The organism is Thioclava sp. (genome assembly GCF_048263065.1).
In the GTDB taxonomy this organism is placed as follows: Bacteria; Pseudomonadota; Alphaproteobacteria; order Rhodobacterales; family Rhodobacteraceae; genus Thioclava.
In genome coordinates, this window is the sequence record NZ_JBLXEM010000004.1 from 158,511 (window position 1) to 183,974 (window position 25,464).

The 25,464-nt window shown below is 59.3% G+C and carries 25 protein-coding genes; 20 read left to right on the top strand and 5 right to left on the bottom strand.

Annotation, left to right across the window (positions count from 1 at the left end):
- The first annotated feature begins 208 nt into the window (after positions 1–208).
- Positions 209–424 (top strand): hypothetical protein, encoded by a 216-nt coding sequence (locus ACN0SD_RS07860; protein WP_417807677.1) that lies wholly within the window; start codon positions 209–211, stop codon positions 422–424.
- 57 nt (positions 425–481) lie between these two features.
- Here the strand turns inward: ACN0SD_RS07860 and ACN0SD_RS07865 are convergent, their stop codons facing one another.
- The 5 genes from ACN0SD_RS07865 to ACN0SD_RS07885 all read right to left on the bottom strand — a co-directional run bounded on the left by ACN0SD_RS07865 (position 482) and on the right by ACN0SD_RS07885 (position 3,744).
- On the bottom strand, positions 482–1,693 hold the full coding sequence (locus ACN0SD_RS07865; RefSeq protein WP_417807678.1) for an NADP-dependent isocitrate dehydrogenase: 1,212 nt from the start codon (positions 1,691–1,693) through the stop codon (positions 482–484).
- Positions 1,694–1,791: 98 nt separating this feature from the next.
- Complete coding sequence (locus ACN0SD_RS07870; RefSeq protein ID WP_417807679.1) at positions 1,792–2,385, bottom strand: HD domain-containing protein; 594 nt, start codon at positions 2,383–2,385, stop codon at positions 1,792–1,794.
- Complete coding sequence (locus tag ACN0SD_RS07875) at positions 2,382–2,816, bottom strand: hypothetical protein (RefSeq protein ID WP_417807680.1); 435 nt, start codon at positions 2,814–2,816, stop codon at positions 2,382–2,384. The genes ACN0SD_RS07870 and ACN0SD_RS07875 overlap by 4 nt, the downstream gene beginning before the upstream one ends.
- Entirely contained in the window at positions 2,813–3,067 is a 255-nt protein-coding gene (locus tag ACN0SD_RS07880) for a hypothetical protein (protein ID WP_417807681.1), read from the bottom strand. The genes ACN0SD_RS07875 and ACN0SD_RS07880 overlap by 4 nt, the downstream gene beginning before the upstream one ends.
- On the bottom strand, positions 3,067–3,744 hold the full coding sequence (locus tag ACN0SD_RS07885) for an alpha/beta hydrolase (protein ID WP_417807682.1): 678 nt from the start codon (positions 3,742–3,744) through the stop codon (positions 3,067–3,069). Before ACN0SD_RS07885 ends, ACN0SD_RS07880 begins: the two co-directional genes overlap by 1 nt.
- A gap of 231 nt (positions 3,745–3,975) precedes the next feature.
- Between ACN0SD_RS07885 and ACN0SD_RS07890 the strand changes: the two genes are divergently transcribed.
- The 19 genes from ACN0SD_RS07890 (at position 3,976) to ACN0SD_RS07980 (ending at position 25,463) form a co-directional block, all read left to right on the top strand.
- Positions 3,976–4,434 carry an Rrf2 family transcriptional regulator gene (locus ACN0SD_RS07890; RefSeq protein ID WP_417807683.1) on the top strand — a complete coding sequence of 153 codons (459 nt, stop codon included), beginning with the start codon at positions 3,976–3,978 and terminating at the stop codon, positions 4,432–4,434.
- Positions 4,435–4,563: 129 nt separating this feature from the next.
- Positions 4,564–5,610, top strand: a complete 1,047-nt coding sequence (locus tag ACN0SD_RS07895; protein ID WP_417807684.1) for a cysteine desulfurase family protein — start codon at positions 4,564–4,566, stop codon at positions 5,608–5,610.
- Between the two features lie 19 nt (positions 5,611–5,629).
- Complete coding sequence (sufB, locus tag ACN0SD_RS07900; protein WP_417807685.1) at positions 5,630–7,150, top strand: Fe-S cluster assembly protein SufB; 1,521 nt, start codon at positions 5,630–5,632, stop codon at positions 7,148–7,150.
- A 102-nt stretch (positions 7,151–7,252) separates the two neighbouring features.
- Positions 7,253–7,786 carry a hypothetical protein gene (locus tag ACN0SD_RS07905; RefSeq protein WP_417807686.1) on the top strand — a complete coding sequence of 178 codons (534 nt, stop codon included), beginning with the start codon at positions 7,253–7,255 and terminating at the stop codon, positions 7,784–7,786.
- A gap of 46 nt (positions 7,787–7,832) precedes the next feature.
- A complete protein-coding gene (locus ACN0SD_RS07910) occupies positions 7,833–8,153 on the top strand; it encodes a heavy metal-binding domain-containing protein (protein WP_417807687.1) in 321 nt (106 codons plus the stop codon).
- 2 nt (positions 8,154–8,155) lie between these two features.
- Positions 8,156–8,776, top strand: a complete 621-nt coding sequence (locus ACN0SD_RS07915; protein ID WP_417807688.1) for a hypothetical protein — start codon at positions 8,156–8,158, stop codon at positions 8,774–8,776.
- Positions 8,777–8,803: 27 nt separating this feature from the next.
- Positions 8,804–9,577 (top strand): Fe-S cluster assembly ATPase SufC, encoded by a 774-nt coding sequence (sufC, locus tag ACN0SD_RS07920; RefSeq protein ID WP_417807689.1) that lies wholly within the window; start codon positions 8,804–8,806, stop codon positions 9,575–9,577.
- A complete protein-coding gene (locus ACN0SD_RS07925; protein WP_417807690.1) occupies positions 9,577–10,854 on the top strand; it encodes a SufB/SufD family protein in 1,278 nt (425 codons plus the stop codon). Before sufC ends, ACN0SD_RS07925 begins: the two co-directional genes overlap by 1 nt.
- Before the next feature lies 1 nt (position 10,855).
- On the top strand, positions 10,856–11,347 hold the full coding sequence (locus ACN0SD_RS07930; RefSeq protein WP_417807691.1) for a Yip1 family protein: 492 nt from the start codon (positions 10,856–10,858) through the stop codon (positions 11,345–11,347).
- Entirely contained in the window at positions 11,347–11,928 is a 582-nt protein-coding gene (locus ACN0SD_RS07935) for a YIP1 family protein (protein WP_417807692.1), read from the top strand. Before ACN0SD_RS07930 ends, ACN0SD_RS07935 begins: the two co-directional genes overlap by 1 nt.
- Before the next feature lie 9 nt (positions 11,929–11,937).
- Positions 11,938–13,158, top strand: coding sequence for a cysteine desulfurase (locus tag ACN0SD_RS07940; protein WP_417807693.1), 1,221 nt, complete (start codon positions 11,938–11,940; stop codon positions 13,156–13,158).
- 208 nt (positions 13,159–13,366) lie between these two features.
- Complete coding sequence (locus tag ACN0SD_RS07945) at positions 13,367–16,741, top strand: DUF2126 domain-containing protein (RefSeq protein ID WP_417807694.1); 3,375 nt, start codon at positions 13,367–13,369, stop codon at positions 16,739–16,741.
- 22 nt (positions 16,742–16,763) lie between these two features.
- Positions 16,764–19,181: a circularly permuted type 2 ATP-grasp protein gene (locus ACN0SD_RS07950; protein WP_417807695.1), complete on the top strand. Its 2,418-nt coding sequence runs from the start codon at positions 16,764–16,766 to the stop codon at positions 19,179–19,181.
- 4 nt (positions 19,182–19,185) lie between these two features.
- Positions 19,186–20,064 carry a transglutaminase family protein gene (locus tag ACN0SD_RS07955; RefSeq protein ID WP_417807696.1) on the top strand — a complete coding sequence of 293 codons (879 nt, stop codon included), beginning with the start codon at positions 19,186–19,188 and terminating at the stop codon, positions 20,062–20,064.
- 152 nt (positions 20,065–20,216) lie between these two features.
- Entirely contained in the window at positions 20,217–21,815 is a 1,599-nt protein-coding gene (locus ACN0SD_RS07960; protein ID WP_417807697.1) for an ABC transporter substrate-binding protein, read from the top strand.
- A 71-nt stretch (positions 21,816–21,886) separates the two neighbouring features.
- Entirely contained in the window at positions 21,887–22,894 is a 1,008-nt protein-coding gene (locus ACN0SD_RS07965) for an ABC transporter permease (protein WP_417807698.1), read from the top strand.
- A gap of 4 nt (positions 22,895–22,898) precedes the next feature.
- Positions 22,899–23,789 (top strand): ABC transporter permease subunit, encoded by an 891-nt coding sequence (locus ACN0SD_RS07970; RefSeq protein WP_417807699.1) that lies wholly within the window; start codon positions 22,899–22,901, stop codon positions 23,787–23,789.
- A gap of 4 nt (positions 23,790–23,793) precedes the next feature.
- Positions 23,794–24,627, top strand: a complete 834-nt coding sequence (locus tag ACN0SD_RS07975) for an ABC transporter ATP-binding protein (RefSeq protein ID WP_417807700.1) — start codon at positions 23,794–23,796, stop codon at positions 24,625–24,627.
- Positions 24,624–25,463 (top strand): dipeptide ABC transporter ATP-binding protein, encoded by an 840-nt coding sequence (locus ACN0SD_RS07980; RefSeq protein WP_417807701.1) that lies wholly within the window; start codon positions 24,624–24,626, stop codon positions 25,461–25,463. The genes ACN0SD_RS07975 and ACN0SD_RS07980 overlap by 4 nt, the downstream gene beginning before the upstream one ends.
- Position 25,464 lies beyond the last annotated feature (1 nt).

A 25,464-nucleotide genomic window follows, 5' to 3' on the forward strand; every position in this document is an offset into this window, starting at 1 on the left:
ACTGGTTCGCCGACCGCCGCTTTGCACGACGCCAAGGCTAAACGCACGCGCTGACCATTTGGGGCCACGCCCCATTCCCGCAACCCCGAGTCTGATATTACCGCCCGATTTCCGGCCGCACTGGTCGCAATCGCGCGCTAGGACTCATCTTAGAACCCTAGATGAAAGGCCGGTTGCGGGCGCATGTCCGTATGCCGGAAGTATCCAAATGATACAAACAGTTGAAACTCGAAACGACCCGTTCACGATTGACGCCGCAATCGCTAAATTCGGTGCGGGCAAAGTCCTGCGCACAGCTATTGTGGCGTTGCTGACACGCAGCCCGAAACCCGTCAATGTCGATACGCTCAGCAACCACTTGCGCAAGGACATCGGCTTGGGGCCAAACGAACCGCCACCTGATCCGTGGAGATTCATGCGGTAATCAAAAGGGCCGGGCGCATCCTGCGTCCGGCCCTAAAATTCACGACTAAAACGTGGCTTATACCAGCGCTTTGCCCAGATACTCGTCAACCTTTTCGAGATAGCCCATCGTGGTGAGCCATTTCTGATCGGGGCCAACCAGCAGCGCGAGATCCTTGGTCATGTAGCCGTCTTCAACCGTCTGCACGCAGACTTTCTCCAGCGTCTCGGCGAATTTGAGCAGCTCTGCATTATCGTCAAGTTTCGCGCGGTGCTTCAGACCACCGGTCCAGGCAAAGATCGACGCGATCGAGTTGGTCGAGGTTTCCTTGCCCGCCTGGTGCTGGCGGTAGTGACGCGTGACGGTGCCGTGTGCGGCCTCGGCCTCAACGGTTTTGCCATCGGGCGTCATCAGCACCGAGGTCATCAGACCGAGCGAGCCAAAGCCCTGCGCCACGGTGTCAGACTGCACGTCGCCATCGTAGTTTTTGCACGCCCAAACATAGCCACCCGACCATTTCATCGCAGAGGCGACCATGTCGTCGATCAGGCGGTGCTCATAGGTGATGCCAGCGGCTTTGAACTTATCGGCGAATTCCTCGTCGAAGACCTTTTGGAACAGGTCTTTGAAGCGGCCGTCATAGGCTTTGAGGATGGTATTTTTCGTGGACAGGTAAACCGGCCAGCCTTTGACGAGACCGTAGTTCATCGAAGCGCGCGCAAAGTCGATGATCGATTCGTCGAGGTTATACATCGCCATCGTCACACCGGCGGAGGGCGCGTCATAGACGTCTTTCTCAATCACGGTGCCGTCGTCACCGACGAATTTGATCGTCAGCTTGCCCTTGCCGGGGAACAGGAAGTCGGTCGCGCGATACTGATCGCCAAAGGCGTGGCGGCCCACAACGATCGGCTGGGTCCAGCCCGGCACCAGACGCGGAACGTTTTTGCAGATGATCGGCTCGCGGAAAATCACACCGCCCAAGATGTTGCGGATCGTGCCGTTGGGGCTGCGATACATGCGCTTGAGGCCGAATTCCTCGACGCGGGCCTCATCGGGGGTGATGGTGGCGCATTTCACGCCAACGCCGTATTTTTTGATCGCTTCGGCGGAGTCCACTGTGATCTGGTCGTCGGTCGCGTCGCGGGACTCGATGCTAAGATCGTAGTATTTCAGGTCAATATCGAGATAGGGCAGGATCAGTTTTTTCTTGATGAAGTCCCAGATAATGCGGGTCATCTCATCGCCGTCGAGTTCGACGACGGGGTTCGCTACCTTGATCTTGGTCATATTGCCCTCTTGGTTTTGGGTGACTTAAGAATTGAGCGCGTCATAGCCTATTCGCGCGGGCTTGGCTAGTCGGTATGCGATGGTATACGAAAGATTGCTCAGCGCCGCATCTCGAACCAAGGGGCGACGCGCGCGCGCACCCAGTCCCACACGCTGGGAAGGCCATTAGCAATCTTGGTGCCGATCCGGGTTTCAAGCTGCTCAAAACTGACATCATATTCAATCCAAGACCCGCCCCCCGCCTGCAGGTTCAGCATTACCGGCTGCGTGCGATCAAGCGATTTGGCATAGATAGAATCGGGAGTTTCATTGGCTTCGAATTCGGTCCAAAGTGTATGAAGTTCGTCTCCCAAATCATTGGGAAGTAGTCCGAAAATACGTTTTGCAGCTTGCGCTTCAGCCGCTTGGATTTCGGCGGATCCATGCGCCGCACCCCCTTGCAGATGGATCGGCACATCGCCCACGTCAATCTCGACCAGATCATGGATCAGCAGCATCTTGATCGCGCGGTTCAGATCAACTCCGGCAGGGGCCTGATCTGCCAAAATCAACGCATAAAGCGCCAAGGTCCAGCTATGCTCTGCCGAGTTTTCCGGGCGCGAGGCGTCGTGAATGGGGGTCGCGCGGGTGACGGATTTCAGCTTTTCCACCTCGGCCAGAAAGGCCATCTGCTCTGCCAGTCGCGCGCTCATTTTTGTCTCCACAGCCTTGGGATTGCCAAAAGTACCGCCAGAAAGACAAGAAACACCGCGATCCGCAAGGTCATCGCGTCATCGCTACGGCTGTCACAGGTAATGCGCGGGGCAATGAATGCATAAAAAGATACTGTGCCAAGGATCGAAACCACGACAACCCCCATCCCCAGGACGGGCGATATCGCGCGATTGGCTGCAGCCACCAACAGCAGCGTCCAGCCAACCCAAAGGGGACCGCCGACACTTAGCAAATGCAGCGGATGGCGCAGTAAATCACCCACGCCCGCAAGCAAAAGCGTACCTTTTCCACCGCCCGCTAACTTGGCGTCACAAATCAGATGCGTGCTGTGAAATCCGGTCGCCACAAGCAGCGAAAGAGCCAGCGCAAGCGCCGCGGCATAGACCCACCGCGCGCTTGCTGGACTCACTTGGGCGCACCATCGGTTGGCTCTGCGGCCTTGGCTTTGCGCCGTTCGCCCAGACGTTTCTCAAAATAGGTCCGCCCGCGCAATTCTGCCAGCCGCAGACGACAGGCGGTCATGAACGCTTCTTGCAGGGACGGGCTGGACGTGCCGATATAGTTGCCGATGTCGATATAGAACCGATCTTCATCCAGCTCTTTCTGCGCTTCAATCACGTCATGGGCAAGCTTTTCGGCAAGGTCGTCAATCAGCCCCATTAACGCGTGCCTTCCGTCAGGCGACGACGCACATAGGCCTGCACCGTTTCGATCATCGGCTTCATATGTTCTTCTTCATTCTTGAAGAAGTGATCCGCACCTTCCATGACCGTATGAGTGATCGTGATGCCCTTTTGCTCGTGTAGTTTGGCCACAAGCTGTTCGGTTTCCTTGGGCTGCGCGATACGGTCGTTCGAACCGTTGATGATCAGACCCGAAGACGGGCAGGGCGCAAGGAAGGAATAGTCGTAATTGCCCGGACCGGGCGAGGAAGGCCCCGGAGGTGCGACCGAGATAAATCCGGTGATTTCAGGGCGACGCATCAGCAATTGCATGCCGATCCACGCGCCAAAGCTGTGGCCAGCCACCCAGCAATGTTTCGAATTGGGGTTCATCGTTTGCAGATAATCCAGCGCCGAGGCGGCATCGGACAACTCGCCAATGCCCTGATCATACTCGCCCTGACTGCGCCCCACGCCGCGGAAATTGAACCGCAACACGGTGAAGCCCATTTTGTAAAACGCGTAATGCAGATTGTAGACGACGCGATTGTTCATCGTGCCGCCGAACTGCGGGTCGGGATGCAGCACGATGGCAATGGGCGCATCGGGTGCGGGCTGCGGGTGATAGCGCCCCTCAAGGCGACCTTCGGGACCGGGGAAAATGACTTCGGGCATTGTCTCTCGTTTTCGTTCATTCGCTGCCTTTTGGGCGTGCGGCGCAGGTGGTGCTTTTCTTGACGCACACGCGCGGCTGCCCTAGGAGGAAGCCACCCCCGGCATTATGCTGGAGGATCGGGTAAGGGTGGAGGTAATCGGCCCTCGCGCTTGCGTCAATGCTTTAGCAAAGATTGAGCGCACGCAGGGGCGATTTCGCCCCGGTTTGGGGCCGATAAGCAGGAGAGCGGCATGAAACTATCGACAAAAGGGCGCTACGCGATGGTCGCACTGGTCGATCTTGCGCTGGCAGGAGAGGGGCAACGCACCTCGCTGGCCGCGTTATCGGAGCGTCAGGATATCTCGCTGCCCTATCTTGAACAGCTATTCGTGCGCCTGCGTCGCGCGGGATTGGTGACATCGGTGCGCGGCCCGGGTGGCGGTTACCGCCTTGCGCGCGAGCCCGCCGACATTCGCATCTCCGAGATTTTCGAGGCGGTGGATGAAACCGTATCAGCCATGCATGTTGGCGCGGGCGCCTCTGGCGGGATTTCAGGCTCGCGCGCGCAATCGCTGACCAACCGCCTTTGGGAAAGCCTGAGCGCGCAGGTCTTTGTGTTCTTGCACCAGACCTCGTTGGAAGATGTTGTCAAAAACGGGCTCAAACCCTGTCCGGCGGTCACGCATCTGTTTCAGGTCGTGGACGAATAACCCCCAAGGCTTATCTGGCTGGGCGAAGATGAGTATTTTTAGCTAGATGAAACCCAAGGCGGCGCGCCCTTTCATCTAGCTGAAAATACTCCCGCCGGAGGCATCTGATCGCTCAACTCGCGAGGCGCTATGACATCTGCAACCTATCTTGACTGGAACGCGACCACGCCGCTGCGCCCCGAGGCGCGCGCGGCGATGATTGCGGCGATGGATGTGGTGGGTAACCCATCCTCAGTGCATGCTGCCGGGCGCGCCGCCAAGGCGTTGCTAGAGCGCGCGCGCGCTCAGGTTGCTGCGGCATTGGGTGCTGAGGGGCAGGATGTGATCTTTACCTCGGGCGCGACCGAGGCGGCGGCGCTGGTATTGGCGGGGCAGGGTTATCATTGCGCGGGCGTCGAACATGACGCGGTGCGCAGTTGGTGTGTCGAGGACATCGGGGTGGACTGTACCGGGCGCATTGCCATTCCCGATCCGGGGTGCGCTTGCGTTCAGCTCGCCAATTCCGAGACTGGCGTCATTCAGGATCTGCCCGAGGGGCTGGCGGTCAGCGATCTGACGCAAGGCTTTGGCAAGATCCCTTTCGCGTTCAACTGGCTTGGGCTGCGTGCGGGGATCGTGTCGGCCCACAAGCTGGGCGGCCCGAAGGGAATAGGGGCGCTGATCGTGAAACGCGGCACTGACATCGCCGCGCAGCTGAAAGGTGGCGGGCAGGAAATGGGGCGGCGCGCGGGCACCGAAAACCTGATCGGCATTGCCGGATTTGGCGCGGCTGCGCAGGCTGCCTCGCGCGATCTTGAGGCTGGAATTTGGGAAAACGTTGAAAAACTTAGAAGCGTTCTAGAAAACACCATTGCGGATCGGACAAAAGATACTATTTTTGTCGGGAATGAATCGCGTAGGCTCTCGAACACCTCTTGCTTTATCACGCCCGGCTGGAAGGGTGAGACGCAGGTGATGCAGATGGATCTGGGCGGGTTTGCGGTTTCGGCGGGTTCGGCTTGCTCCAGTGGCAAGGTGCGCGCCAGTCACGCGTTGCAGGCGATGGGCTTTGACGCCGAGGCGGGGGCCTGTGCGCTTCGGGTCTCATTGGGGCCGGACACGCGCGAAGAAGATGTGATGCGTTTCGCCGAGTATTGGCTGAAATGCGAAGGGAAACACCGCGCGCGGCGCGGCTGAGCGAACAGGAGAGCCGAGCATGGCAGAGGTTGATCAAGTGGAAGTTCGCGAGGGCGTGGACCGTGAGACGGTGGAAGCCGTTCAAAACATGGGCGCGTATAAATACGGCTGGAACACCGAAATCGAGATGGAGTATGCGCCCAAGGGCGTGAACACCGATATCGTGCGCCTGATTTCTGGCAAGAATGAAGAACCCGAGTGGATGACCGAGTGGCGGCTTCAGGGCTTTGCGCGCTGGCAGGATATGAAAATGCCCGATTGGGCGCTGCTGAACGTTCCGGGCATCGACTTTCAAGATATCTATTACTACGCGCGCCCCAAAAGCATGGAGGTGAAGCCGAAATCTTTGGATGAGGTCGACCCTAAGCTGCTGGCGACCTACGAAAAGCTGGGCATTCCGCTGAAAGAGCAGATGGTTCTGGCCGGCGTTGAGGGCGCAGAGGATTACGACCCCAACGAGCGTCAGGTTGCCGTGGATGCGGTGTTTGATAGCGTTTCTGTGGGCACGACCTTCAAGGCCAAGCTGGCCGAAGCGGGGGTGATTTTCTGCTCGATCTCCGAGGCGATTCAGGATCATCCCGAGCTGGTGAAGAAATATCTCGGCTCGGTCGTGCCGCAGGCGGATAACTATTTCGCCGCGCTGAATTCGGCCGTGTTCTCGGATGGCTCGTTTGTTTATGTGCCGCCGGGCGTGCGCTGCCCAATGGAACTTTCGACCTATTTCCGCATCAACGCCGAAAACACAGGCCAGTTTGAACGCACGCTGATCATCGCCGATAAGGGCAGCTATGTGAGCTACCTTGAGGGCTGCACCGCCCCCAAGCGTGACACTGCCCAACTGCACGCCGCCGTGGTGGAAATCATCGTCGAAGAAGACGCGGAAGTGAAATATTCCACCGTGCAAAATTGGTATCCGGGCGATGAGAACGGCAAAGGCGGGATCTATAACTTCGTCACCAAACGTGCCGATTGCCGTGGGGATCGGGCGAAAGTGATGTGGACACAGGTGGAAACCGGATCTGCGATCACGTGGAAATACCCGTCCTGCATTTTGCGCGGCAACGAATCCCAGGGCGAGTTCTACTCGATCGCGATCGCCAATAACTACCAGCAGGCTGACACAGGCACCAAGATGATCCATCTGGGTCGTGACACGCGCTCGCGCATTGTCTCTAAGGGGATTTCGGCGGGGCATGCGCAAAATACCTATCGCGGGTTGGTCTCGATGCATCCCAAGGCCAAGGAATCGCGCAATTACACGCAATGCGACAGTTTGCTGATCGGCGATCAATGTGGCGCGCATACCGTGCCCTATATCGAGGTGAAGAATAACTCGAGCCGGGTCGAGCACGAGGCGACCACCTCAAAAGTCGATGATGACCAACTGTTCTATTGCCGCGCGCGGGGCATGGACGAGGAAGAGGCCGTGGCGCTTGTCGTGAACGGGTTCTGCCGTGAAGTGCTGCAAGCGCTGCCGATGGAATTCGCGATGGAAGCGCAAGCGCTGGTCGCGATCTCGTTGGAGGGGAGCGTCGGGTGAGACAGTCCTCATTTCTCCCTGAGGTTGTCACCGATGTGCCCCAATTCGGGCGCAATCGGGGGGCAGTTTCGTATCTGTTGAATGACAGATCTGGGGTTGTAGATGTCCTTAGCCAGCACCAATTTCACCGAGCGCCTCTCGCGCATCGAATCGTCGCAAAAGCGTCTCAAGGGCGGCGTTGTGCTGCATGTCGGCGACGCCGAATTGAAGGTGCGCTCGATCGCCGAGTTGCGCCGCGTCGTCCCGCAAAAGCAGAAAAGCACCGGCTTTCGGCCCTTCGCGTTTCTTGGAGCAACGGTTCTGGGGACGTTCGGGGTTGTCGCGGCGTTGGCGTTGCGCGAACACTTTATGACACCTCAACTTGCCGATTTGATCAAGGAATATCCAAACCTCGCGCTATCTGGCAGCGCTTTGCTGATCACAATGATCGTGGGCTTTTTCCTGCGCCTGACGTCCACCAAACTGATTGCCTTTCAAATCGTCGGAATTTTTCTGGCGATGGCGACGCTACACAATCTTGCGTTCTGGCAACCCGAGATTGCCGCGCAGGTGTTTTCGCCCAATTGGGTGAGCGAGCAAAGCACCACGCACGCGCCGCGCACCGTTGTTATCGGACAGACCACGATTCCCTTCTGACCCTCGGGCGCGCGGCCCGCGTGGGTCGCAGCGCCGGAGGTCAGCTATGATCGTCACCACCACCCCCACAGTCGAGGGCCGCCCGGTCACCACCTATCACGGTATTGTCGTGGGTGAGGCTATCATGGGCGCCAATATCGTGCGCGACCTGTTTGCGAAGGTCACCGATATCGTTGGTGGGCGCTCGGGGGCGTATGAATCCAAACTGCAAGATGCGCGCGATACTGCGTTGCGCGAGCTTGAAGAGCGTGCCTTGAAATTGGGCGCGAATGCCGTTGTCGGCGTCGATCTTGATTATGAGATCGTCGGTCAATCCATGCTTATGGTGTCAGCGTCGGGCACCGCCGTGACGATTGCAGAGATGTGAGCATGGCACAGGGTTTACACCATATCGCAGGGCCGGGGGCGTTGATGCGCCCCACACTGACGCTTCCACCGGCTGAGGCTGAGGTTGTGCGCACAGTCTACGAGGCTGCGGACGTGATCTTGGAATATGGCTCGGGTGGGTCGACGGTGCTGGCCGCGCAGATGCCGGGTAAAACGGTGTTTTCCGTCGAAAGCGATGCAGATTGGCTGCAAGGGATGCGCGATTGGTTTGCCGCCAATCCTCCGGTTTGCGATGTGCACCTGCATTACGGCAATATCGGCCCGACCAAGGAATGGGGCGCTCCTGCGCGTGAAGGCAGCTTTCGTCGGTGGCCGTCCTATCCGATTGAGGTTTGGGACCGGGACGATTTTCGTCATCCCGACGTTGTTCTGGTCGATGGCCGCTTTAGAGCCGCGTGTTTTTTGACCACGCTGTTTCGCATCGCCCGTCCCGTGACCGTGCTGTGGGATGATTACGTCGGTCGCAAGCCCTATCACGAAATGGAAGACTTCGCCGCCCCCAGCGCGCTGGTGGGCCGCATGGCAGTGTTCGAACTGCACCCAACCACAATTCCGGCCGACAAGCTCGGTCAGATCGTAACAACCTACCTGCGCCAGCAATAACCCGGCGCGCGATAGAGGAATAACCAGATGCTAGAAATCAAAAACCTGCACGTCAAACTTGAAGAAGAAGACAAGCAAATCCTCAAGGGCGTGAACCTTACGCTTGAGGACGGAAAAGTCCATGCGATCATGGGGCCGAACGGGTCGGGTAAATCGACTTTGAGCTATGTTCTTTCGGGGCGCGATGGCTATGAGGTGACCGAGGGCGAGGCGCATCTGAACGATCTTGATCTGCTAGAGGCCGAGCCCGAAGAACGCGCGGCCGCTGGCTTGTTTCTGGCGTTTCAATACCCGGTTGAAATCCCCGGTGTGGGCAACATGACTTTCCTGCGCACCGCGCTGAATTCGCAGCGCAAAGCGCGCGGCGAGGATGAAATCTCGGCCGGTGATTTCCTGAAACTGGTGCGCGCAAAGGCGAAATCGCTGAAAATCGACGCCGAGATGCTGAAGCGTCCGGTGAATGTCGGCTTCTCGGGCGGTGAGAAAAAGCGCAACGAAATCCTGCAGATGGCGATCCTTGAGCCGAAGATGTGCATTCTGGACGAGACGGATTCGGGCCTTGATGTGGATGCGATGCGTCTGGTGTCCGAGGGCGTGAATGCGCTGCGCGATGGCACGCGCTCGTTCCTTGTGATCACTCACTATCAGCGCCTGCTCGATCACATCAAACCCGACTTTGTGCATATCATGGCCGATGGTCGCATCATTGAAACCGGTGGGCCGGAACTGGCGCTTGAGGTCGAGAAAAACGGCTATGCCGATCTGCTGGCCAAGCACGGTATCGCGCAGGAGATGGCGTAATGTCAGCTGTCGAAAAAATGACCCCCGCCGAGGCGCGCCTTGCCCGCGTCACCTTGCCCGATGGGATGGGCACTGCGCGCCGTGCAGCACTTGACCGTTTGGTCGCGATGGGCCTGCCGGGTCGGCGCGACGAATATTGGCGCTGGACCAACCCGACCGATCTGATCGCTCCGGTTCCGGTGCCCGCTGCGCCGTTCGTGGATGACGAACCCGATCTGTTTGGCGATGTTGAGCGGCTCAAAATCGTGTTCCGCGATGGTGTGTTTGACGCTGAGGCGTCGGATGATCTCGCATTGTCAGGCATCGAAATTTCGCGTCTGGCCGAAGCGCGCGATCTGTCTTGGGCCAATTCGCTCTATGGCGCGCTTGAAACCGCAGGTCAAACCCCGGTCGAGCGCCCCTTTGCAGCGCTCAATACCGCGTCAGCCGAAGATGGCATCCTGATCCGTGTGACGGGCAAGGTCGAGATACCCGTTAATCTGATTTATGCCCATGAATCAGATAGTTCCGATGCGATCCTACACCATCTTGTGAAGCTTGAAGAAGGTGCTGAGATCACTGTTTTGGAAAACGGCCCCGCAGGTGCGCGCGCCAATTTGGTGATGGAAGTCGATGTCGCCAAATCCGCGCGTTTCCACCATATCCGCGTGCAGGGGCGCGATCATGAACGCCGCATGCTGACGGGTATTTTTGCTCGCATTAACGAGGGCGCGCTGTTCAAAAGCTTCACGCTCAGCTCGAATGGCGTGCTGACGCGCAACGAATGTGTGCTGGATATCGTGGGCGATGATGCCAATGCGCATGTCGCGGGCGCGGCGTTGGGCGATGGTAGATCTGACCCCTTCCACCATGACGACACGATCTTCATCACCCACGGGGCCGAGCGCGGTGAAAGCCGTCAGGTGTTCAAGAAGGTGCTGAAAAACGGCGCGCAGGGCATTTTTCAGGGCAAAATTCTGGTGAAACCCGGCGCGCAGAAAACCGATGGTTACCAGATCAGTCAGGCCTTGCTGCTGGATGAAGACAGCCAGTTCCTCGCCAAGCCCGAACTGGAAATCTACGCCGATGACGTGCAATGCTCGCATGGCTCGACCACCGGCGCGATTGACGAAACGGCGCTGTTCTACTTGCGCTCGCGTGGCATCCCAACCGAGGAGGCGACGGCGCTTCTGGTGCTGTCTTTCCTTGCCGATGCGATCGAGGAGATCGAGCAAGAGCGGTTCCGCGATGAGATCGTGACCCGGCTGGAAGGCTGGCTCGCGCGGCATCGCAGCTAATATGGCTGCGACCGATGACATCTGGCGCAGCTATCGCCGCCCGCGCGTGGTGATGCGCGAACATCTGGCGCGCGCACGCTCTGAGCCGCGCGCGCTGGTGTTCTTGCTGCTGGCGCTGACGGTGATTTTCATCGGCCAATGGCCGCGCTTGTCGCGTCTGGCCTATCAAATGCCAGACCAGCCAATGGTCGGGCTGATGATGGGCACGCTTCTGGCGCTTTTGGCGATGATTCCGGTGTTTTACGCCTTGGCGGCGCTTGGTCATCTCGGCGCGAAACTGGTGGGCGGGCAGGGGAGTTGGTATGGCGCGCGCGTGGCGTTGTTTTGGGCGCTGCTGGCGGTGTCTCCGCTGATGTTGCTGCAAGGGCTGGTCGCGGGGTTTATCGGGGCGGGGCCGCAACTGGCGCTGGTTTCGGGGCTTGTCTTTATCGTCTTTGTGGTGTTCTGGATGGCGGGGCTGCGCGTGGCCGAGTTCGAAACGGAGGGCTCATAATGCCCGATCTCAAGGATTGGTTGATCCGCAGTTTCTCTGAGCCACAAGTGGTCGCGCGCGAGTTGATGGCGCTGCGCCTTGATATGCAGACCCGCCTTCTTGCGATGGTTCTGGTCGTTGTAATGACGGCGATCTTGGGCACCTTGGCGCAGATGGTGTTCGTCGTGATTACCAAGCTGGATCTGGGCGAGTTAACCGCCCCGGTCGCCGTGGTCGGCCTGCAAATCGCGTTGATCCTTTATGGCGCGGTCGTGCTTAGCTTTGTCGGGCAACGCTTTGGCGGGCAGGGCAGCTTTGCGGATGCGCTGTTGCTAATCACCTGGATCGAGTTCGTCCTGATGGTCGGGCAGACAATTCAGGTAGTGCTGATGGTGTTCTTTCCAATCTCGGCCACGATCATGTCGATCCTGTTGGTCGGGCTGATGTTCTGGCTGATGGTGCAGTTCACCATGGCGCTGCATGGATTCACCAACCCGTTCGCCGTGGCGGTGGGGGTTCTGCTGACCTTCATAGGATCGGCGCTGGTCGCGGGGTTGGTGCTGGTCTCGACAGGCCTTTTGCAAGTGCCCGCAACGGTGTGAGGAAAACTGATGTATGATATCGCAAAAATCCGCGCCGATTTCCCGATCCTGAGCCGCGAAATCAATGGCAAGCCTTTGGTTTATCTTGATAACGGGGCGTCCGCGCAGAAGCCGCGCGTGGTGATAGACGCGATGAGTGATCTCTATCTCAACGACTATGCGAATGTGCATCGGGGGCTGCATACGCTCTCCAATATCTCGACTGAGAAATACGAAAATACCCGCGCCATCGTTGCGCGGTTCCTTGGCGTGAAGGATGAGGACGAAATCGTTTTCACCACTGGCGCGACCGAGGGGATCAATCTGGTCTCTTACGCTTGGGCCGCGCCCAATTTGCAGCCCGGCGATGAAATCCTGCTCTCGGTAATGGAGCATCACGCCAATATCGTGCCGTGGCATTTCCTGCGCGAACGCCAAGGCGTGGTGCTGAAATGGGTCGAGCCGGACGCGGATGGCTCGCTGCCTGCTGAGAAAGTCCTCGACGCCATCACGGATCGCACAAAGCTGATCGCAATATCTCATATGTCCAATGTGTTAGGTACCAAAGTTGATGTGGAGACCATTGTTAAGGGCGCGCGCGAAAAGGGCATTGTAACCCTCGTTGATGGCTCGCAAGCGGCGGTGCACGGGCCGGTGGATGTCGATGCAATTGGTGCGGATTTCTATGTCATCACTGGGCATAAGCTTTATGGTCCGTCGGGGTCTGGCGCGATCCATATCCGCTCTGATCGCATGACTCAGATGCGCCCGTTTTTAGGCGGCGGCGATATGATCGACACAGTCACGCGCGACAGCGTCACCTACAACACGCCGCCGATGAAGTTTGAGGCCGGAACCCCCGGCATCGTGCAGCAAATCGGCATGGGCGTGGCGCTTGAATACTTGATGGACGTCGGGATGGGCAACATTGCCGCGCATGAGCGCGAGTTGCGCGATTACGCGCAAACCAAGCTGGCGGGTTTGAACTGGCTGAGCCAGCAAGGCACCGCACCCGACAAAGGCGCGATTTTTTCTTTCACGCTGAGCGGTCCCGCCCATCCCCATGATATTTCAACGATTCTTGATAAGCGCGGCGTGGCAGTGCGCGCCGGTCAACATTGCGCAGGACCGTTGATGGACTGGCTTGGCGTTTCGGCGACCGCGCGCGCCTCGTTCGGGATGTATAACACCCGCGACGAGGTCGATGCGTTGATCTCTGCGCTTGAGCTTTGCCACGATCTGCTTGGCTAAGCCTTGCAATTTCTCGAAATACACCAGGGGAGACTGTCAAAGCCGCCGCTTTGACAGTTGGGGACAGCGCGCCTTTCCGACCTGCTGAAATATTGCGCAACCGCCCGCGAAACGAGATGTTTTCGCCAAAGAGCGCATTTTGCGGGTTTCGCCTGCGCGCATCCCGCTTAGTCTGGTTGCAACCAACACCCGAGGGGGCGCACAGATTATGGCGATTCATGCCAGTATTCACCATCTGACACATTACACCTACGATCGGCCCGTAACGCTTAGCCCCCAGTTGATCCGGCTGCGACCCGCGCCGCATTCGCGCACCCGTGTGATATCGCACTCGCTTAAGGTTTCGCCCGGCGGGCATTTTGTGAACCATCAGCAAGACCCTTACGGCAACTGGCTGGCGCGGTTTGTCTTTCCCGAACCCGTGCGTGAGTTCAAGATCGAAGTCGATCTGACGGCAGACATGACCGTCTACAACCCGTTTGATTTCTTTGTCGAGGAATCGGCCGAGCACTGGCCGTTTGAATATCCCGAAGAACTGCGCGACGACCTTTCGATCTATCGCACCCCCGAACCCGAAGGCCCGCTGCTGGCGCAATTCGTCGGTGCGATTGATTTTCAGGAAAACCGCACCGTCGATTTCCTGATCGCGCTGAACGCCAAGATTTCGCAGGTCGTGGGCTATACGATCCGCATGGAGGCAGGCGTGCAGACGCCAGATGAGACGCTCTCCAGTAAGATGGGATCTTGCCGGGATAGCTCGTGGTTGCTGGTGCAAACCCTGCGCCATCTGGGTTTTGCGGCGCGGTTTGTTTCGGGCTATCTGATCCAGCTTAAACCCGATCTTGAGGCGCTCGATGGTCCCTCGGGGACCGATCACGATTTCACCGATCTGCACGCGTGGTGTGAGGTATTCCTGCCCGGTGCAGGCTGGATCGGGTTGGACCCGACCTCGGGGCTGCTGACCGGCGAATCCCATATTCCGCTGGCCGCGACGCCCCATTATCGCAACGCCGCGCCGATTTCGGGCGGTTATGCCGCCAATGGCACGCCTGAGGTCAGCTTTGATTTCGACATGTCGGTGACGCGCGTGGCCGAGCATCCCCGCATCACCAAGCCGTTCTCTGATGAATCTTGGGCGCGACTCAACGCACTTGGGCGCAAGGTCGATGAAAGCCTCGCGGCAGGCGATGTGCGCCTGACGATGGGGGGCGAGCCGACCTTTGTCTCGATTGATGATTTCGAAAGCGATGAGTGGAACACTGACGCCGTTGGCCCGCAAAAGCGCGCGCTGGCCGATACGCTGATACGCAAACTGCGCGACCGTTTTGCGCCCGGCGGTTTCCTGCATTACGGGCAGGGCAAGTGGTATCCCGGCGAAAGCCTGCCACGCTGGACGTTTTCGCTATATTGGCGGCGCGATGGCCAGCCGGTCTGGCGCGATGAATCGCTGATTGCCTTTGAGGGTGATGACACTGGCGCAGGGCCGGAACAGGCGGGCACGCTGATGCGCGGCATTGCGCAGCGTTTGGGGCTAGAGCCGGAAAACGCCCAGCCCGCATTCGAGGATCCCGCCGAATGGATGCTCAAAGAGGGCAATCTGCCGGAAAATGTCACTCCCGAAGACAGCAAGCTGAAAAACCCCGAGGATCGCGCTCGTTTCGCGCGTGTCTTTGATCGTGGTCTGGACAAGCCGACCGGCTTTGTGCTGCCGATCCAGCGTTGGCAATCCAAGGCGATGCCGGGCCATCGTTGGCGCTCGGAAAAATGGAAAACGCGGCGCGGCAAGCTGTTTCTGGTGCCCGGCGACAGCCCGGCGGGGTTCCGTTTGCCCTTGGGCGCGCTGCCCCATGTGCCGCCCAGCCAATACCCCTATCACTACGTCACCGACACCTCGCTGCCCAAAGACGAACTGCCCGATTTCCACGAACAGGTCGAACGCGCCGTGGCCGATGGCTTGGTGGCCGCAGCCAGCAAAGAGCGCAGCCAACCCGTGTCCGAGGCGCAATCGTCGGACGGGGCGCAGCAGATCGTGGAGCAGGAATTGGGCGCGATTGACGGCGTCGTGCGCACGGCGATTTCGGTTGAGCCGCGCGATGGTCGGCTGTGCGTGTTTATGCCCCCAACCGAGGATCTTGAGGACTATCTTGAGCTGATCGCCGCCGCCGAGGAAAGCGCCAAGGAAATGGGTCTGCCGATCCATATCGAGGGCTACGCACCGCCCTCGGACCCGCGCCTGAACGTGATCCGCGTCGCTCCCGATCCCGGCGTGATCGAGGTCAACATTCACCCCGCCCATAGCTGGGAAGAATGCGTGGCGACCACCGAGGCGATCTATGAAGAGGCCCGCCAATCGCGGCTCGGGGCCGACAAATTCATGATCGACGGGCGCCATACTGGCACCGGCGGGGGCAACCATGTGGTGGTCGGCGGGGAAACCCTGCTTGACAGCCCGTTCCTGCGCCGCCCCGATTTGCTCAAATCACTGATCCTGACATGGCAGCGCCACCCCTGCCTGAGCTACCTGTTCTCGGGGCTATTCATCGGCCCGACCTCGCAGGCCCCGCGCATCGACGAGGCACGTCATGACACGCTTTATGAGCTGGAGATCGCGCTGAGTCAGATCAACGCCCCAACCGAGGGTGCCGTGCCGCCCGCGTGGCTGGTGGACCGGCTGCTGCGCAATATGCTAACCGATGTGACCGGCAATACCCACCGCGCCGAGATTTGCATCGACAAGCTGTTCTCGCCTGACGGGCCAACAGGCCGCCTGGGTCTGGTCGAATTCCGCGGCTTTGAGATGCCGCCAGACCCGCGGATGTCTTTGGCCCAACAATTGCTGTTGCGCGCCATCATCGCGCGCTGCTGGAATGCGCCGATCTCGGGCAAGCCGGTGCGCTGGGGAACGGTGCTGCATGACCGTTTCATGCTGCCGCATTTCTTGTGGGAAGACCTGCTTGATCTACTGTCGGACCTGCGCGCGCATGGCTTTGATCTTGATCCACAATGGTTCGAGGCGCAGGCTGAGTTCCGTTTCCCCTTCTGTGGCCAGATTGAGGCCGAGGGCGTGCATCTGGAAATCCGTCAGGCGCTGGAGCCGTGGCATGTGCTGGGCGAAACCGGCGCGATTGGCGGCACCGTGCGCTATACCGACAGCTCGGTCGAGCGGCTTCAGGTGACGATGACCTCGCTGCATCAGGATCGCTACAAGATCATGTGTAATCAACGCCCGGTGCCGCTGGCCAAGACGGCGACGTCCGGCAAATCGGTGGCGGGTGTGCGTTATAAGGCGTGGCAACCCGCCGAGGCGTTGCACCCGACCTTACCGGTCAATGCGCCCTTAACCTTTGACATCTATGATACTTGGACGGGCAGGGCGATTGCGGGCTGTGTCTATCACGTCGCCCATCCCGGCGGGCGCAGCTATGACACCTTCCCGATCAATAACAACGAGGCAGAGGCACGACGACTTGCGCGCTTTGAACCCCATGGTTACACGCCGGGCGATTACCGACCCGCGCCTGAACAAACGCATCCCGAGTTCCCGCACACGCTTGACCTGCGCCGCCCCATCGGGCTGAGTTGATCCGGTAAATTTCGGAGACCCGATGGAGCAAGCCAATCGCCAGATCGAACGCCACCCGCTTTTGGCGCGCTATCGGCCTGCGCCGGGCGTGTCGGATGAATTGTTTGATACCTCCGGCATGATGCGTCCGGTTTGGCGCCCCTTTGTCGAAAAATTTCTCGCGCTGCCGCTGAATGAGATCGCGCAGCGGTTCGAGTGCGGCGATCAATATCTGCGCGATGCAGGGGTGTATTACCGGCGCTACTCCAACGACGCGTTGGGCGAGCGCGAATGGCCGCTAAGCCATATTCCGGTGATCCTGCACGAAACCGAATGGGGCCGGATTTGCGACGGGCTGGCGCAGCGCGCTGATCTGCTAGAGGCGGTGATGGCCGATCTGTATGGCCCGGGCCGGCTGGTTTCTGAGGGGCATTTGCCGCCCGAACTGATCGCGGGCAATCAACATTGGTTGCGCCCGATGGTCGGCGTGCCTCCGCGCGGCGGGCATTACCTGCACTTCTTGGCGTTTGAGATCGGGCGCTCGCCGGACGGGTCGTGGTTTGTGCTGGGGGATCGCGCGCAGGCCCCATCAGGGTCTGGTTTCGCGCTGGAAAACCGCATGGCGACGGGGCGGATCTTCCCCGAGAGTTTCCCGCGCGATCACATCCATAAACTCGCCGCGTTTTTCGGTGATTTCCGCACCGCGCTCGAGGAACTGGCCGCGCAAGGCCACGAGGGCACCCGTCGCGCCGCCATCCTGACGCCCGGTCCCGCCAATGACAGCTACTATGAGCACACCTATATCGCGCGCTATCTTGGTCTGCCGCTGCTTGAGGGCGAGGATCTGCTGGTCGAAAATGGTCAGGCGATGGTGCGCACGATTGAGGGGCCAAAGCCGCTGGGCGCGTTGTGGCGGCGCATGGATGCGGGCTTTGCCGATCCGCTGGAGTTTCGCCCCGAAAGTCACATCGGCACGCCCGGCCTGATGGAGGCGGTGCGGCTGGGCAACTTGGCGATGGCCAATGCTTTGGGCGCTGGCGTGCTGGAAACGCGCGCCCTGATGGCGTTTTTGCCCAAAATTTCGCGCGTTCTGACGGGCCAGCCCCTTGCGATGAGCAATATCGCGACGTGGTGGTGTGGCAGCGCGAGCGAGCGCGAACATGTGCGCAAGAACGCCGCCGAGATGATGATCGGCCCCGCGATGGCGGTCGATCTGCCCTTTGATCTGGACGCGACCACGGCCCTTGGCGGCGAATTTCGGGGCGCGGCGCAGGACTCGATTGCGCATTGGCTTGAGGGCGAGGGCGGGCAGCTTGTGGGCCAAGAGGCGGTCACGCTCTCGACGACCCCAGCTTGGCGCGACACGCCCGAGGGCGGTGCGTTGCAGCCCTGTCCGATGACGGTGCGGGTGTTTGCGGGGCGCACGGCGGATGGCTGGACGTTCATGAAAGGGGGCTATGCTCGGATCGGCCCCGAGGGCGATACGACTGCTCTGTCGATGCAGCGCGGCGGGGCGGTGGCCGATGTCTGGATCGTCTCAGATCGCCCGGTGCCTCCGATCACGCTGGCAAGCCCGACCGGAGCCGAATTTCGACGTGAAAAAACCGGTATTCTGCCAGCGCGCGCGGCGGATAATCTGTTCTGGCTGGGGCGCTATATCGAGCGCTGCGAAGATGCGATCCGGCTGATCCGGGCCTATCATCTGCGCCTTGCGGCAACCGGCAGCGCCAATGATCCACGCCTTGAGCGCATGGCCGAATTCCTGAAATCGAGCGGCGTTGATGTCACCGATCCGATCCCCGAGGCGCTGATTGCGCGCCTTGATGCAGCGCGGTTTTGCGCCTCGAAAGTCAGGGACCGCTTTTCAACCGATGGCTGGCTTGCGTTGCAGGATTTGGCCAAGACCGCGCGCCAGATGACGCAAACCGCGCGTCCGGGCGATGACACGGCGCGCGCGATGGGGGTTTTGCTGCGCAAGATTACCGGGTTTACCGGCTTGGTGCATGAAAACATGTATCGCTTTGCGGGCTGGCGGTTTCTGTCGATCGGGCGCGCGTTGGAACGCGCCGATGCGATGGCGGCGCTGCTGGCGCAATTTAGCGATGCAGATGCGCCCGAGGGTTCTCTAGATCTGGCCGTGGAGGTGGGTGATAGCGTGATCACCCATCAGCGCCGCTACCGGGTGCGCACCAATCGCGATACGGTGGTGGATCTGATGGTTTTGGATGCCGACAACCCTCGTTCAATAATGTTTATGATCAATGACTTAAAGTTCATACTTGACGAACTTCCCAAGGCGCGGGTTGATGGTCGGCCGGGGCCGATCTTACGCGCGCTTTTGCCCTTGTGCACGGAATTGTCGGTAGCAGACCCCAGCAGGATCACGATTAAATACCTGTCGGAGCTGCGCGGGCGGCTGTATCGGGTCTCTGATCTGATTGCAGATCAATACCTGAGGTAGGTGAATGCGTTACGAGGTGAAGTTAAAGTTGACCTACGTCTATGATGCGCCCTCGGATCATGCGCGCAATCTGTTGCGCCTGTTGCCCTGCGATATTGCGGGGGTGCAACTGGTGCGCTCACGTTTGTTGCAGTTTGATCCACCCCCATCTGAGCGCCATGACAGTCGCGATTTTTTTGGCAACGTCCTGACCTCGGTGGCGTGGCATCGCCCCGTGGCGGAAATTGGCGTCACGCTGAATGCGCAGATTGATCGCGAGGCGGCCTCGGCAACCTTTGATCTGTCAGGGCCGCTTGCGCGCTTGGCAGATGAGATCGCGCAGCAACGCGATCTTGGTCCCGCCAATCCGCATCACTTTCTGGGCGCGTCGCGCCGCGCGGCGCCGGACCCGGCAATGACCGAGTTTGCGCGCGCGCAGGTGCAGCCGGGCATGACAACGTATCAGGTAATCACCGCCATCGGGCGCGCGCTGTTTCACGAGATGCGCTTTGACGCCGAGGCCACCGATGTCGACACCCCCGCCGCCGAGGCCTTCGCCAATCGTCACGGCGTGTGTCAGGACTTCACCCATATCATGATCTCGTGCCTGCGCGGGATCGGGGTTCCGGCGGGCTATGTTTCGGGCTTTTTGCGCACCTATCCGCCCCCCGGCCAGCCCCGTCTTGAAGGCGCAGACGCGATGCATGCTTGGGTGCGGGCTTGGGCTGGCGTCGATATGGGCTGGGTCGAGTTTGACCCAACCAACAATCAAGCCGCGGGCGAAGATTACATCACCGTCGGTTACGGGCGCGATTATGATGATGTGCCGCCGTTGCGCGGCGCGATGCGCGGCACCGGCGGGCAGCAAAGTGAGCAGGCGGTGGATATTCTTGCGTTAGAATAAGGGCACCAATGCCTCGTGACAGGCGACGTCGCGGCATTTGTTGACCAAACAATCAAATGGCGTTTTACTCTTTCACCAGTTCGTGTCGAGATTTGACCACACAAGATGGTGAGTCGGCACAGCCCCAGACCAACCAACAGGAAGGACAGATAATGAAAATTCGCTCAATGCTTCTGGCATGTTCCGCAGCCGTCATGATGACGGCAGGCGCGGCCGGGGCCAAAACGCTGGTTTATTGCTCCGAGGCGTCGCCCGAGGGCTTTGACCCCGCGCCCTACACCTCTGGCACAACCTTTGATGCATCCTCGCACCCGGTTTATGACGAGCTCGTCGAGTTCAAACCCGGCACGACCGAGATCGAACCGGGCCTTGCCGAGACTTGGGACATTTCCGATGACGGGCTGACCTATACGTTCCACCTGCGTCCGGGCGTGAAATTCCACTCGGTCGACGGCTTTACCCCGACGCGCGATTTTAACGCCGATGACGTGATTTTCTCGTTTGACCGTCAGGGCAACCCCGACAATCCGTATTTCCAATACGCGCCTGGCATCTCGTATGAATATTACAACGCGATGGACATGCCCAAGATCGTGAAGTCGATTGAAAAAGTCGATGACATGACCGTCAAGTTCACCCTGACCGAGCCGAACGCGCCGTTCCTTGCCAATATGGCGATGGATTTCGCGTCGATCCTGTCCAAAGAATACGCCGACAAACTGGCGACTGAGGACAAGAAGGCCGAGATCAACAACGTGCCCGTGGGCACGGGGCCGTTCTCGTTCGTGTCCTATCAGAAAGACGCCGTGATCCGCTACAAGGCGAACCCGGACTATTTCAAAGGCAAAACGCCGGTCGACGACCTGATCTTTGCGATCACGCCGGATTCGGCTGTGCGCGTGCAAAAGCTGCAAGCTGGCGAATGTCAGATCATGCCTTATCCGGCACCCGCTGACATTGCGGCGCTGAAAGGCGATAGCAATCTGAACGTCGAGGAACAGCCCGGTCTAAACGTCGCCTATCTGGCCTATAACACCACGCAAGCGCCGTTCGACAAAGCCGAGGTGCGCAAAGCGCTGAATATGTCGATCAACAAGCAGGCGATCATCGACGCGGTGTTCCAAGGCGCAGGTCAAGTTGCGAAGAACCCGATCCCGCCGACCATGTGGTCCTATAATAACGACATCAAGGACGATGCTTATGATCCCGAAGCGGCCAAAAAAATGCTGGCCGATGCCGGTGTCAAAGACCTTGAGATGAACATCTGGGCGATGCCCGTGCAGCGGCCCTACATGCCCAACGCACGTCGCACGGCTGAGTTGATGCAATCCGATCTCGCGAAAGTCGGCGTCAAGGTCAACATCGTGTCCTATGAGTGGGGTGAATACCTCAGCAAATCCAAAGACCCGAACCACGACGGCGCGGTGATTTTGGGTTGGACGGGTGACAACGGCGATCCCGACAACTTCTTGGGCGTGTTGCTTAGCTGTGCGGGTGCTGAAAGCGGCGCAAACCGTGCGGCTTGGTGTGACAAGGATTTCGACGCTTTGATCAACAAGGCCAAGCAAACCTCGGATATGGCCGAGCGCACCAAGCTGTATGAGCAGGCGCAAGTCGTGTTCAAAGAGCAGGCACCGTGGGACACGCTCGCACATTCCACCGTGTTCATGCCGATGTCGAAAAAAGTTAGCGGCTATGTGATGAGCCCGCTGGGTGGTCATGACTTCTACGGGGTGGACATCTCGGAGTAATCCTGACCCACTGACACATCCTTTAGGGGCGTCCGGTTTACCCGGGCGCCCTGACATATGAACAGGCTCTCATGATCAAATTCATCCTTGGCAAGATTTTATGGCTGATCCCGACCTTGATCGGTATCACCATCGTCGCGTTCGGTTTCGTGCGGGTGCTGCCCGGTGATCCGGTGCTGCTGATGGCAGGTGAGCGCGGGCTTAGCCCCGAACGCTACGCCGAATTGACCCATCAGCTTGGCTTTGACCGCCCGATCTGGGTGCAATATGGCGAGTTCGTCTGGCGCGTGCTGCATGGCGATCTGGGCGACAGTCTGGTCACGCACCGCCCCGTTTTACACGAATTTCTCACGCTGTTCCCGGCCACGCTGGAGCTGGGGTTTTGCGCGATGTTCATCGCCATCGTGATCGGCGTGCCTGTGGGGGTCGTCGCGGCAATCAAGCGCGGTTCATGGTTTGATCAGGTCTCAATGACGACCGCGCTGGTGGGCTATTCGATGCCCATCTTTTGGTGGGGCTTGCTGCTGATTATTCTGTTCTCGGGCGTGCTGCACTGGACCCCGGTTTCGGGGCGCATTTCGCTGATGTATTACTTCCCCAATGGCACGAATTTCATGATCTGGGATGCGATTGCTTCGGGTCAAAAAGGCGCGCTGAGTTCGGCGTTAAGCCACTTGGTGCTGCCCGCGATCGTGCTGGCGACCATTCCGCTGGCGGTGATCGCGCGCCAGACCCGCTCGGCGATGCTGGAAGTGCTGGGCGAAGATTATGTGCGCACTGCACGTGCCAAGGGCATGCCGCCGCGCCGTGTGATTGGAATTCACGCGCTGCGCAACGCGATGATTCCGGTGATTACGACGATCGGCTTGCAGGTTGGCATGTTGATGGCAGGCGCAATCTTGACCGAGACGATCTTTAGCTGGCCGGGCATCGGCAAATGGATGGTCGATTCAATCTCGCGGCGCGACTACCCCTCGGTCCAAGGTGGGTTGTTGATGATCGCGGTGATCGTGATGGTCGTGAACCTGATCGTAGATCTGCTTTACGGTCTTATCAATCCTCGCATTCGGCATAGGTGACATGATGGCTGACACAACAATCACGCCGGGAACCCGTCGCGCTCAACTGGCCGAATTCTGGTTTTACTTCAGCGAGAACCGCGGCGCTGTCATAGCACTGGTGGTCTTCGTGCTAGTCCTATTGGCCGCAATAGCCGCGCCGATTCTGGCGGCGCACGGCCCCGATGTGCAATTTCGCGACGCCCTTTTGGCCAAGCCGATGACCGATACGGCGCACGGCCATTTCTGGCTGGGCACCGATGCGGTGGGGCGCGATATCTTGTCGCGATTGCTGTTTGGGGCGCGCTATTCGCTGTTCGTGGGCTTTTTTGTGGTTGTGCTGGCGCTCTCCGTCGGGGTGATCCTGGGGCTGCTGGCGGGCTGGTTTGGCGGCTGGGTTGATACCGTGATCATGCGGGTAATGGATGTGATCTTGGCGTTCCCGTCGCTGCTGCTGGCGCTGGTCTTTGTGGCGGTCCTTGGCCCCGGTCTGATCAATGCGATGATCGCGATTGCGGTGGTGTATCAACCCCATTTCGCGCGCTTGACCCGAGCCGCCGTGATGGGCGAGAAGAACAAAGATTACGTCATGGCCGCGCAAGTCGCCGGCGCGGGCAATATGCGGTTGATGTTTCGCACCGTGCTGCCCAACTGCCTTGCGCCGCTGATCGTTCAAGGCACGATGAGCTTTTCCAACGCGATTTTGGATGTGGCAGCACTTGGCTTTCTCGGCATGGGCGCGCAGCCCCCGACGCCGGAATGGGGCACGATGCTGTCTGAGGCGCGCGAATTCATCTTGCGCGCGTGGTGGGTTGTGACCTTCCCCGGTCTTGCGATCCTGATCACGGTGCTGGCGATCAACCTGATGGGTGACGGGCTGCGCGATGCGCTCGATCCCAAATTGAAGCGGAGCTAAGCCCATGTCCTTGCTGAAAATCCGCAATCTCACCGTTGAATTCGACACCGCCGCAGGACCGTTCCGCGCCGTAGATTCCATTGATGTCGAGGTCAGCCAGCGCGAGGTTTTGGCTATCGTCGGGGAATCCGGCTCGGGCAAATCCGTCTCGATGTTGGCGGTGATGGGGCTGTTGCCCAACACCGCCACGATCACCGCCGATCTGATGGAATATGACGGGCGCGACATGCTGAAAATGTCGGATCGTGAGCGGCGTTCAATCATCGGGCGCGAAATCTCGATGATTTTTCAGGAACCAATCTCCTCGCTTAACCCGTCGTTCACCTGCGGCTATCAGATCGAGGAAGTGCTGCATCGCCACCTTGGTTTGAAAGGGGCGGCGGCACGTCAACGCGCGCTGGAGCTGTTTGAGCAGGTCGGCATTCCCGAACCGGCGAGGCGGCTGAAATCCTATCCTCATCAGCTGTCTGGCGGGCAATGTCAGCGCGTGATGATTGCGATGGCGATTGCGTGCAAACCCAAGCTGTTGATCGCAGATGAGCCGACGACGGCATTGGATGTGACGATCCAGAAACAGATCCTCGATCTGCTGATGAGCTTGCAGGAAGATTACGGCATGGGGCTGATCATGATCACCCATGACATGGGCGTTGTGGCCGAAACCGCCGACCGAGTGAGTGTGCAGTATCAGGGTAAAAAGATGGAAGAGGCCGATGTGCTGAGCCTGTTTGAAAACCCCAAACACCCCTACACCCGCGCGCTGCTGGCCGCTTTGCCCGAAAACGCGACCGGGGACCGATTGTTGACCGTCAGCGATGGCTGGGAGGGGGCGATATGAGCGTGATCCTAGAGGTGCGCAATGTGACGCGCGACTACACAGTCTCGGGCGGGTTTATGCGCCCCAATCGCATCATTCGCGCGCTGCATGGAATTTCATTCGCGCTAGAGCAGGGCAAAACGCTGGCGATTGTCGGTGAGTCTGGCTGTGGCAAATCCACGCTCGCGCGGATTTTGACGCTGATTGATCCGGCCAATTCCGGTGAGTTGCTGATCGAAGGTGAGCGCATCGACATCACCGCGCAAAAGGTCACTCCCGAACTTCGCGCGAAGGTGCAGATCGTATTTCAAAACCCGTATTCCTCGCTCAACCCGCGTCAAAAAGTGGGAGAGGTGCTGACCGAGCCGTTGATCATCAACACCGACATGCCTGCCGCCGAGCGACGCGAACGTGCTGAGTCGATGTTGGAAAAAGTCGGGCTGGAGCGGAGCCATTACAACCGCTATCCGCACATGTTTTCGGGTGGTCAACGCCAGCGCATCGCGATTGCGCGCGCGCTGATGCTGAACCCGAAAGTGTTGATCTTGGATGAACCCGTCTCGGCGCTTGATCTGTCGATTCAGGCGCAAGTCTTGAACCTTCTCAAAGATTTGCAGGACGAATTTAACCTAACTTACGCCTTCATCAGCCACGATCTGTCGGTGGTGCGCTATTTCGCCGATGAGGTGATGGTGATGAAGGATGGCGAGGTCGTGGAGCACGCCCCGCGCGATGCGATTTTCGCAAATCCGCAGCACGAATACACCCGCACGCTGCTGGCGGCAACGCCGATCGCCGATATCGAAAAAATCCGCGCCCGTCAGGAACGCCGTAAGGCGCTATTTCAAGACGCCTGAT

Excerpts from the sequence above, each read along its gene's own strand:
- ACN0SD_RS07860 (WP_417807677.1), top strand. The coding sequence starts at position 209 with ATGATACAAACAGTTGAAACTCGAAACGACCCGTTCACGATTGACGCC.
- ACN0SD_RS07865 (WP_417807678.1), bottom strand. The coding sequence starts at position 1,693 with ATGACCAAGATCAAGGTAGCGAACCCCGTCGTCGAACTCGACGGCGAT.
- ACN0SD_RS07870 (WP_417807679.1), bottom strand. The coding sequence starts at position 2,385 with ATGAGCGCGCGACTGGCAGAGCAGATGGCCTTTCTGGCCGAGGTGGAA.
- ACN0SD_RS07880 (WP_417807681.1), bottom strand. The coding sequence starts at position 3,067 with ATGGGGCTGATTGACGACCTTGCCGAAAAGCTTGCCCATGACGTGATT.
- ACN0SD_RS07885 (WP_417807682.1), bottom strand. The coding sequence starts at position 3,744 with ATGCCCGAAGTCATTTTCCCCGGTCCCGAAGGTCGCCTTGAGGGGCGC.
- ACN0SD_RS07890 (WP_417807683.1), top strand. The coding sequence starts at position 3,976 with ATGAAACTATCGACAAAAGGGCGCTACGCGATGGTCGCACTGGTCGAT.
- ACN0SD_RS07895 (WP_417807684.1), top strand. The coding sequence starts at position 4,564 with ATGACATCTGCAACCTATCTTGACTGGAACGCGACCACGCCGCTGCGC.
- sufB (WP_417807685.1), top strand. The coding sequence starts at position 5,630 with ATGGCAGAGGTTGATCAAGTGGAAGTTCGCGAGGGCGTGGACCGTGAG.
- ACN0SD_RS07905 (WP_417807686.1), top strand. The coding sequence starts at position 7,253 with ATGTCCTTAGCCAGCACCAATTTCACCGAGCGCCTCTCGCGCATCGAA.
- ACN0SD_RS07910 (WP_417807687.1), top strand. The coding sequence starts at position 7,833 with ATGATCGTCACCACCACCCCCACAGTCGAGGGCCGCCCGGTCACCACC.
- ACN0SD_RS07915 (WP_417807688.1), top strand. The coding sequence starts at position 8,156 with ATGGCACAGGGTTTACACCATATCGCAGGGCCGGGGGCGTTGATGCGC.
- sufC (WP_417807689.1), top strand. The coding sequence starts at position 8,804 with ATGCTAGAAATCAAAAACCTGCACGTCAAACTTGAAGAAGAAGACAAG.
- ACN0SD_RS07925 (WP_417807690.1), top strand. The coding sequence starts at position 9,577 with ATGTCAGCTGTCGAAAAAATGACCCCCGCCGAGGCGCGCCTTGCCCGC.
- ACN0SD_RS07930 (WP_417807691.1), top strand. The coding sequence starts at position 10,856 with ATGGCTGCGACCGATGACATCTGGCGCAGCTATCGCCGCCCGCGCGTG.
- ACN0SD_RS07935 (WP_417807692.1), top strand. The coding sequence starts at position 11,347 with ATGCCCGATCTCAAGGATTGGTTGATCCGCAGTTTCTCTGAGCCACAA.
- ACN0SD_RS07940 (WP_417807693.1), top strand. The coding sequence starts at position 11,938 with ATGTATGATATCGCAAAAATCCGCGCCGATTTCCCGATCCTGAGCCGC.
- ACN0SD_RS07945 (WP_417807694.1), top strand. The coding sequence starts at position 13,367 with ATGGCGATTCATGCCAGTATTCACCATCTGACACATTACACCTACGAT.
- ACN0SD_RS07950 (WP_417807695.1), top strand. The coding sequence starts at position 16,764 with ATGGAGCAAGCCAATCGCCAGATCGAACGCCACCCGCTTTTGGCGCGC.
- ACN0SD_RS07955 (WP_417807696.1), top strand. The coding sequence starts at position 19,186 with ATGCGTTACGAGGTGAAGTTAAAGTTGACCTACGTCTATGATGCGCCC.
- ACN0SD_RS07960 (WP_417807697.1), top strand. The coding sequence starts at position 20,217 with ATGAAAATTCGCTCAATGCTTCTGGCATGTTCCGCAGCCGTCATGATG.
- ACN0SD_RS07965 (WP_417807698.1), top strand. The coding sequence starts at position 21,887 with ATGATCAAATTCATCCTTGGCAAGATTTTATGGCTGATCCCGACCTTG.
- ACN0SD_RS07970 (WP_417807699.1), top strand. The coding sequence starts at position 22,899 with ATGGCTGACACAACAATCACGCCGGGAACCCGTCGCGCTCAACTGGCC.
- ACN0SD_RS07975 (WP_417807700.1), top strand. The coding sequence starts at position 23,794 with ATGTCCTTGCTGAAAATCCGCAATCTCACCGTTGAATTCGACACCGCC.
- ACN0SD_RS07980 (WP_417807701.1), top strand. The coding sequence starts at position 24,624 with ATGAGCGTGATCCTAGAGGTGCGCAATGTGACGCGCGACTACACAGTC.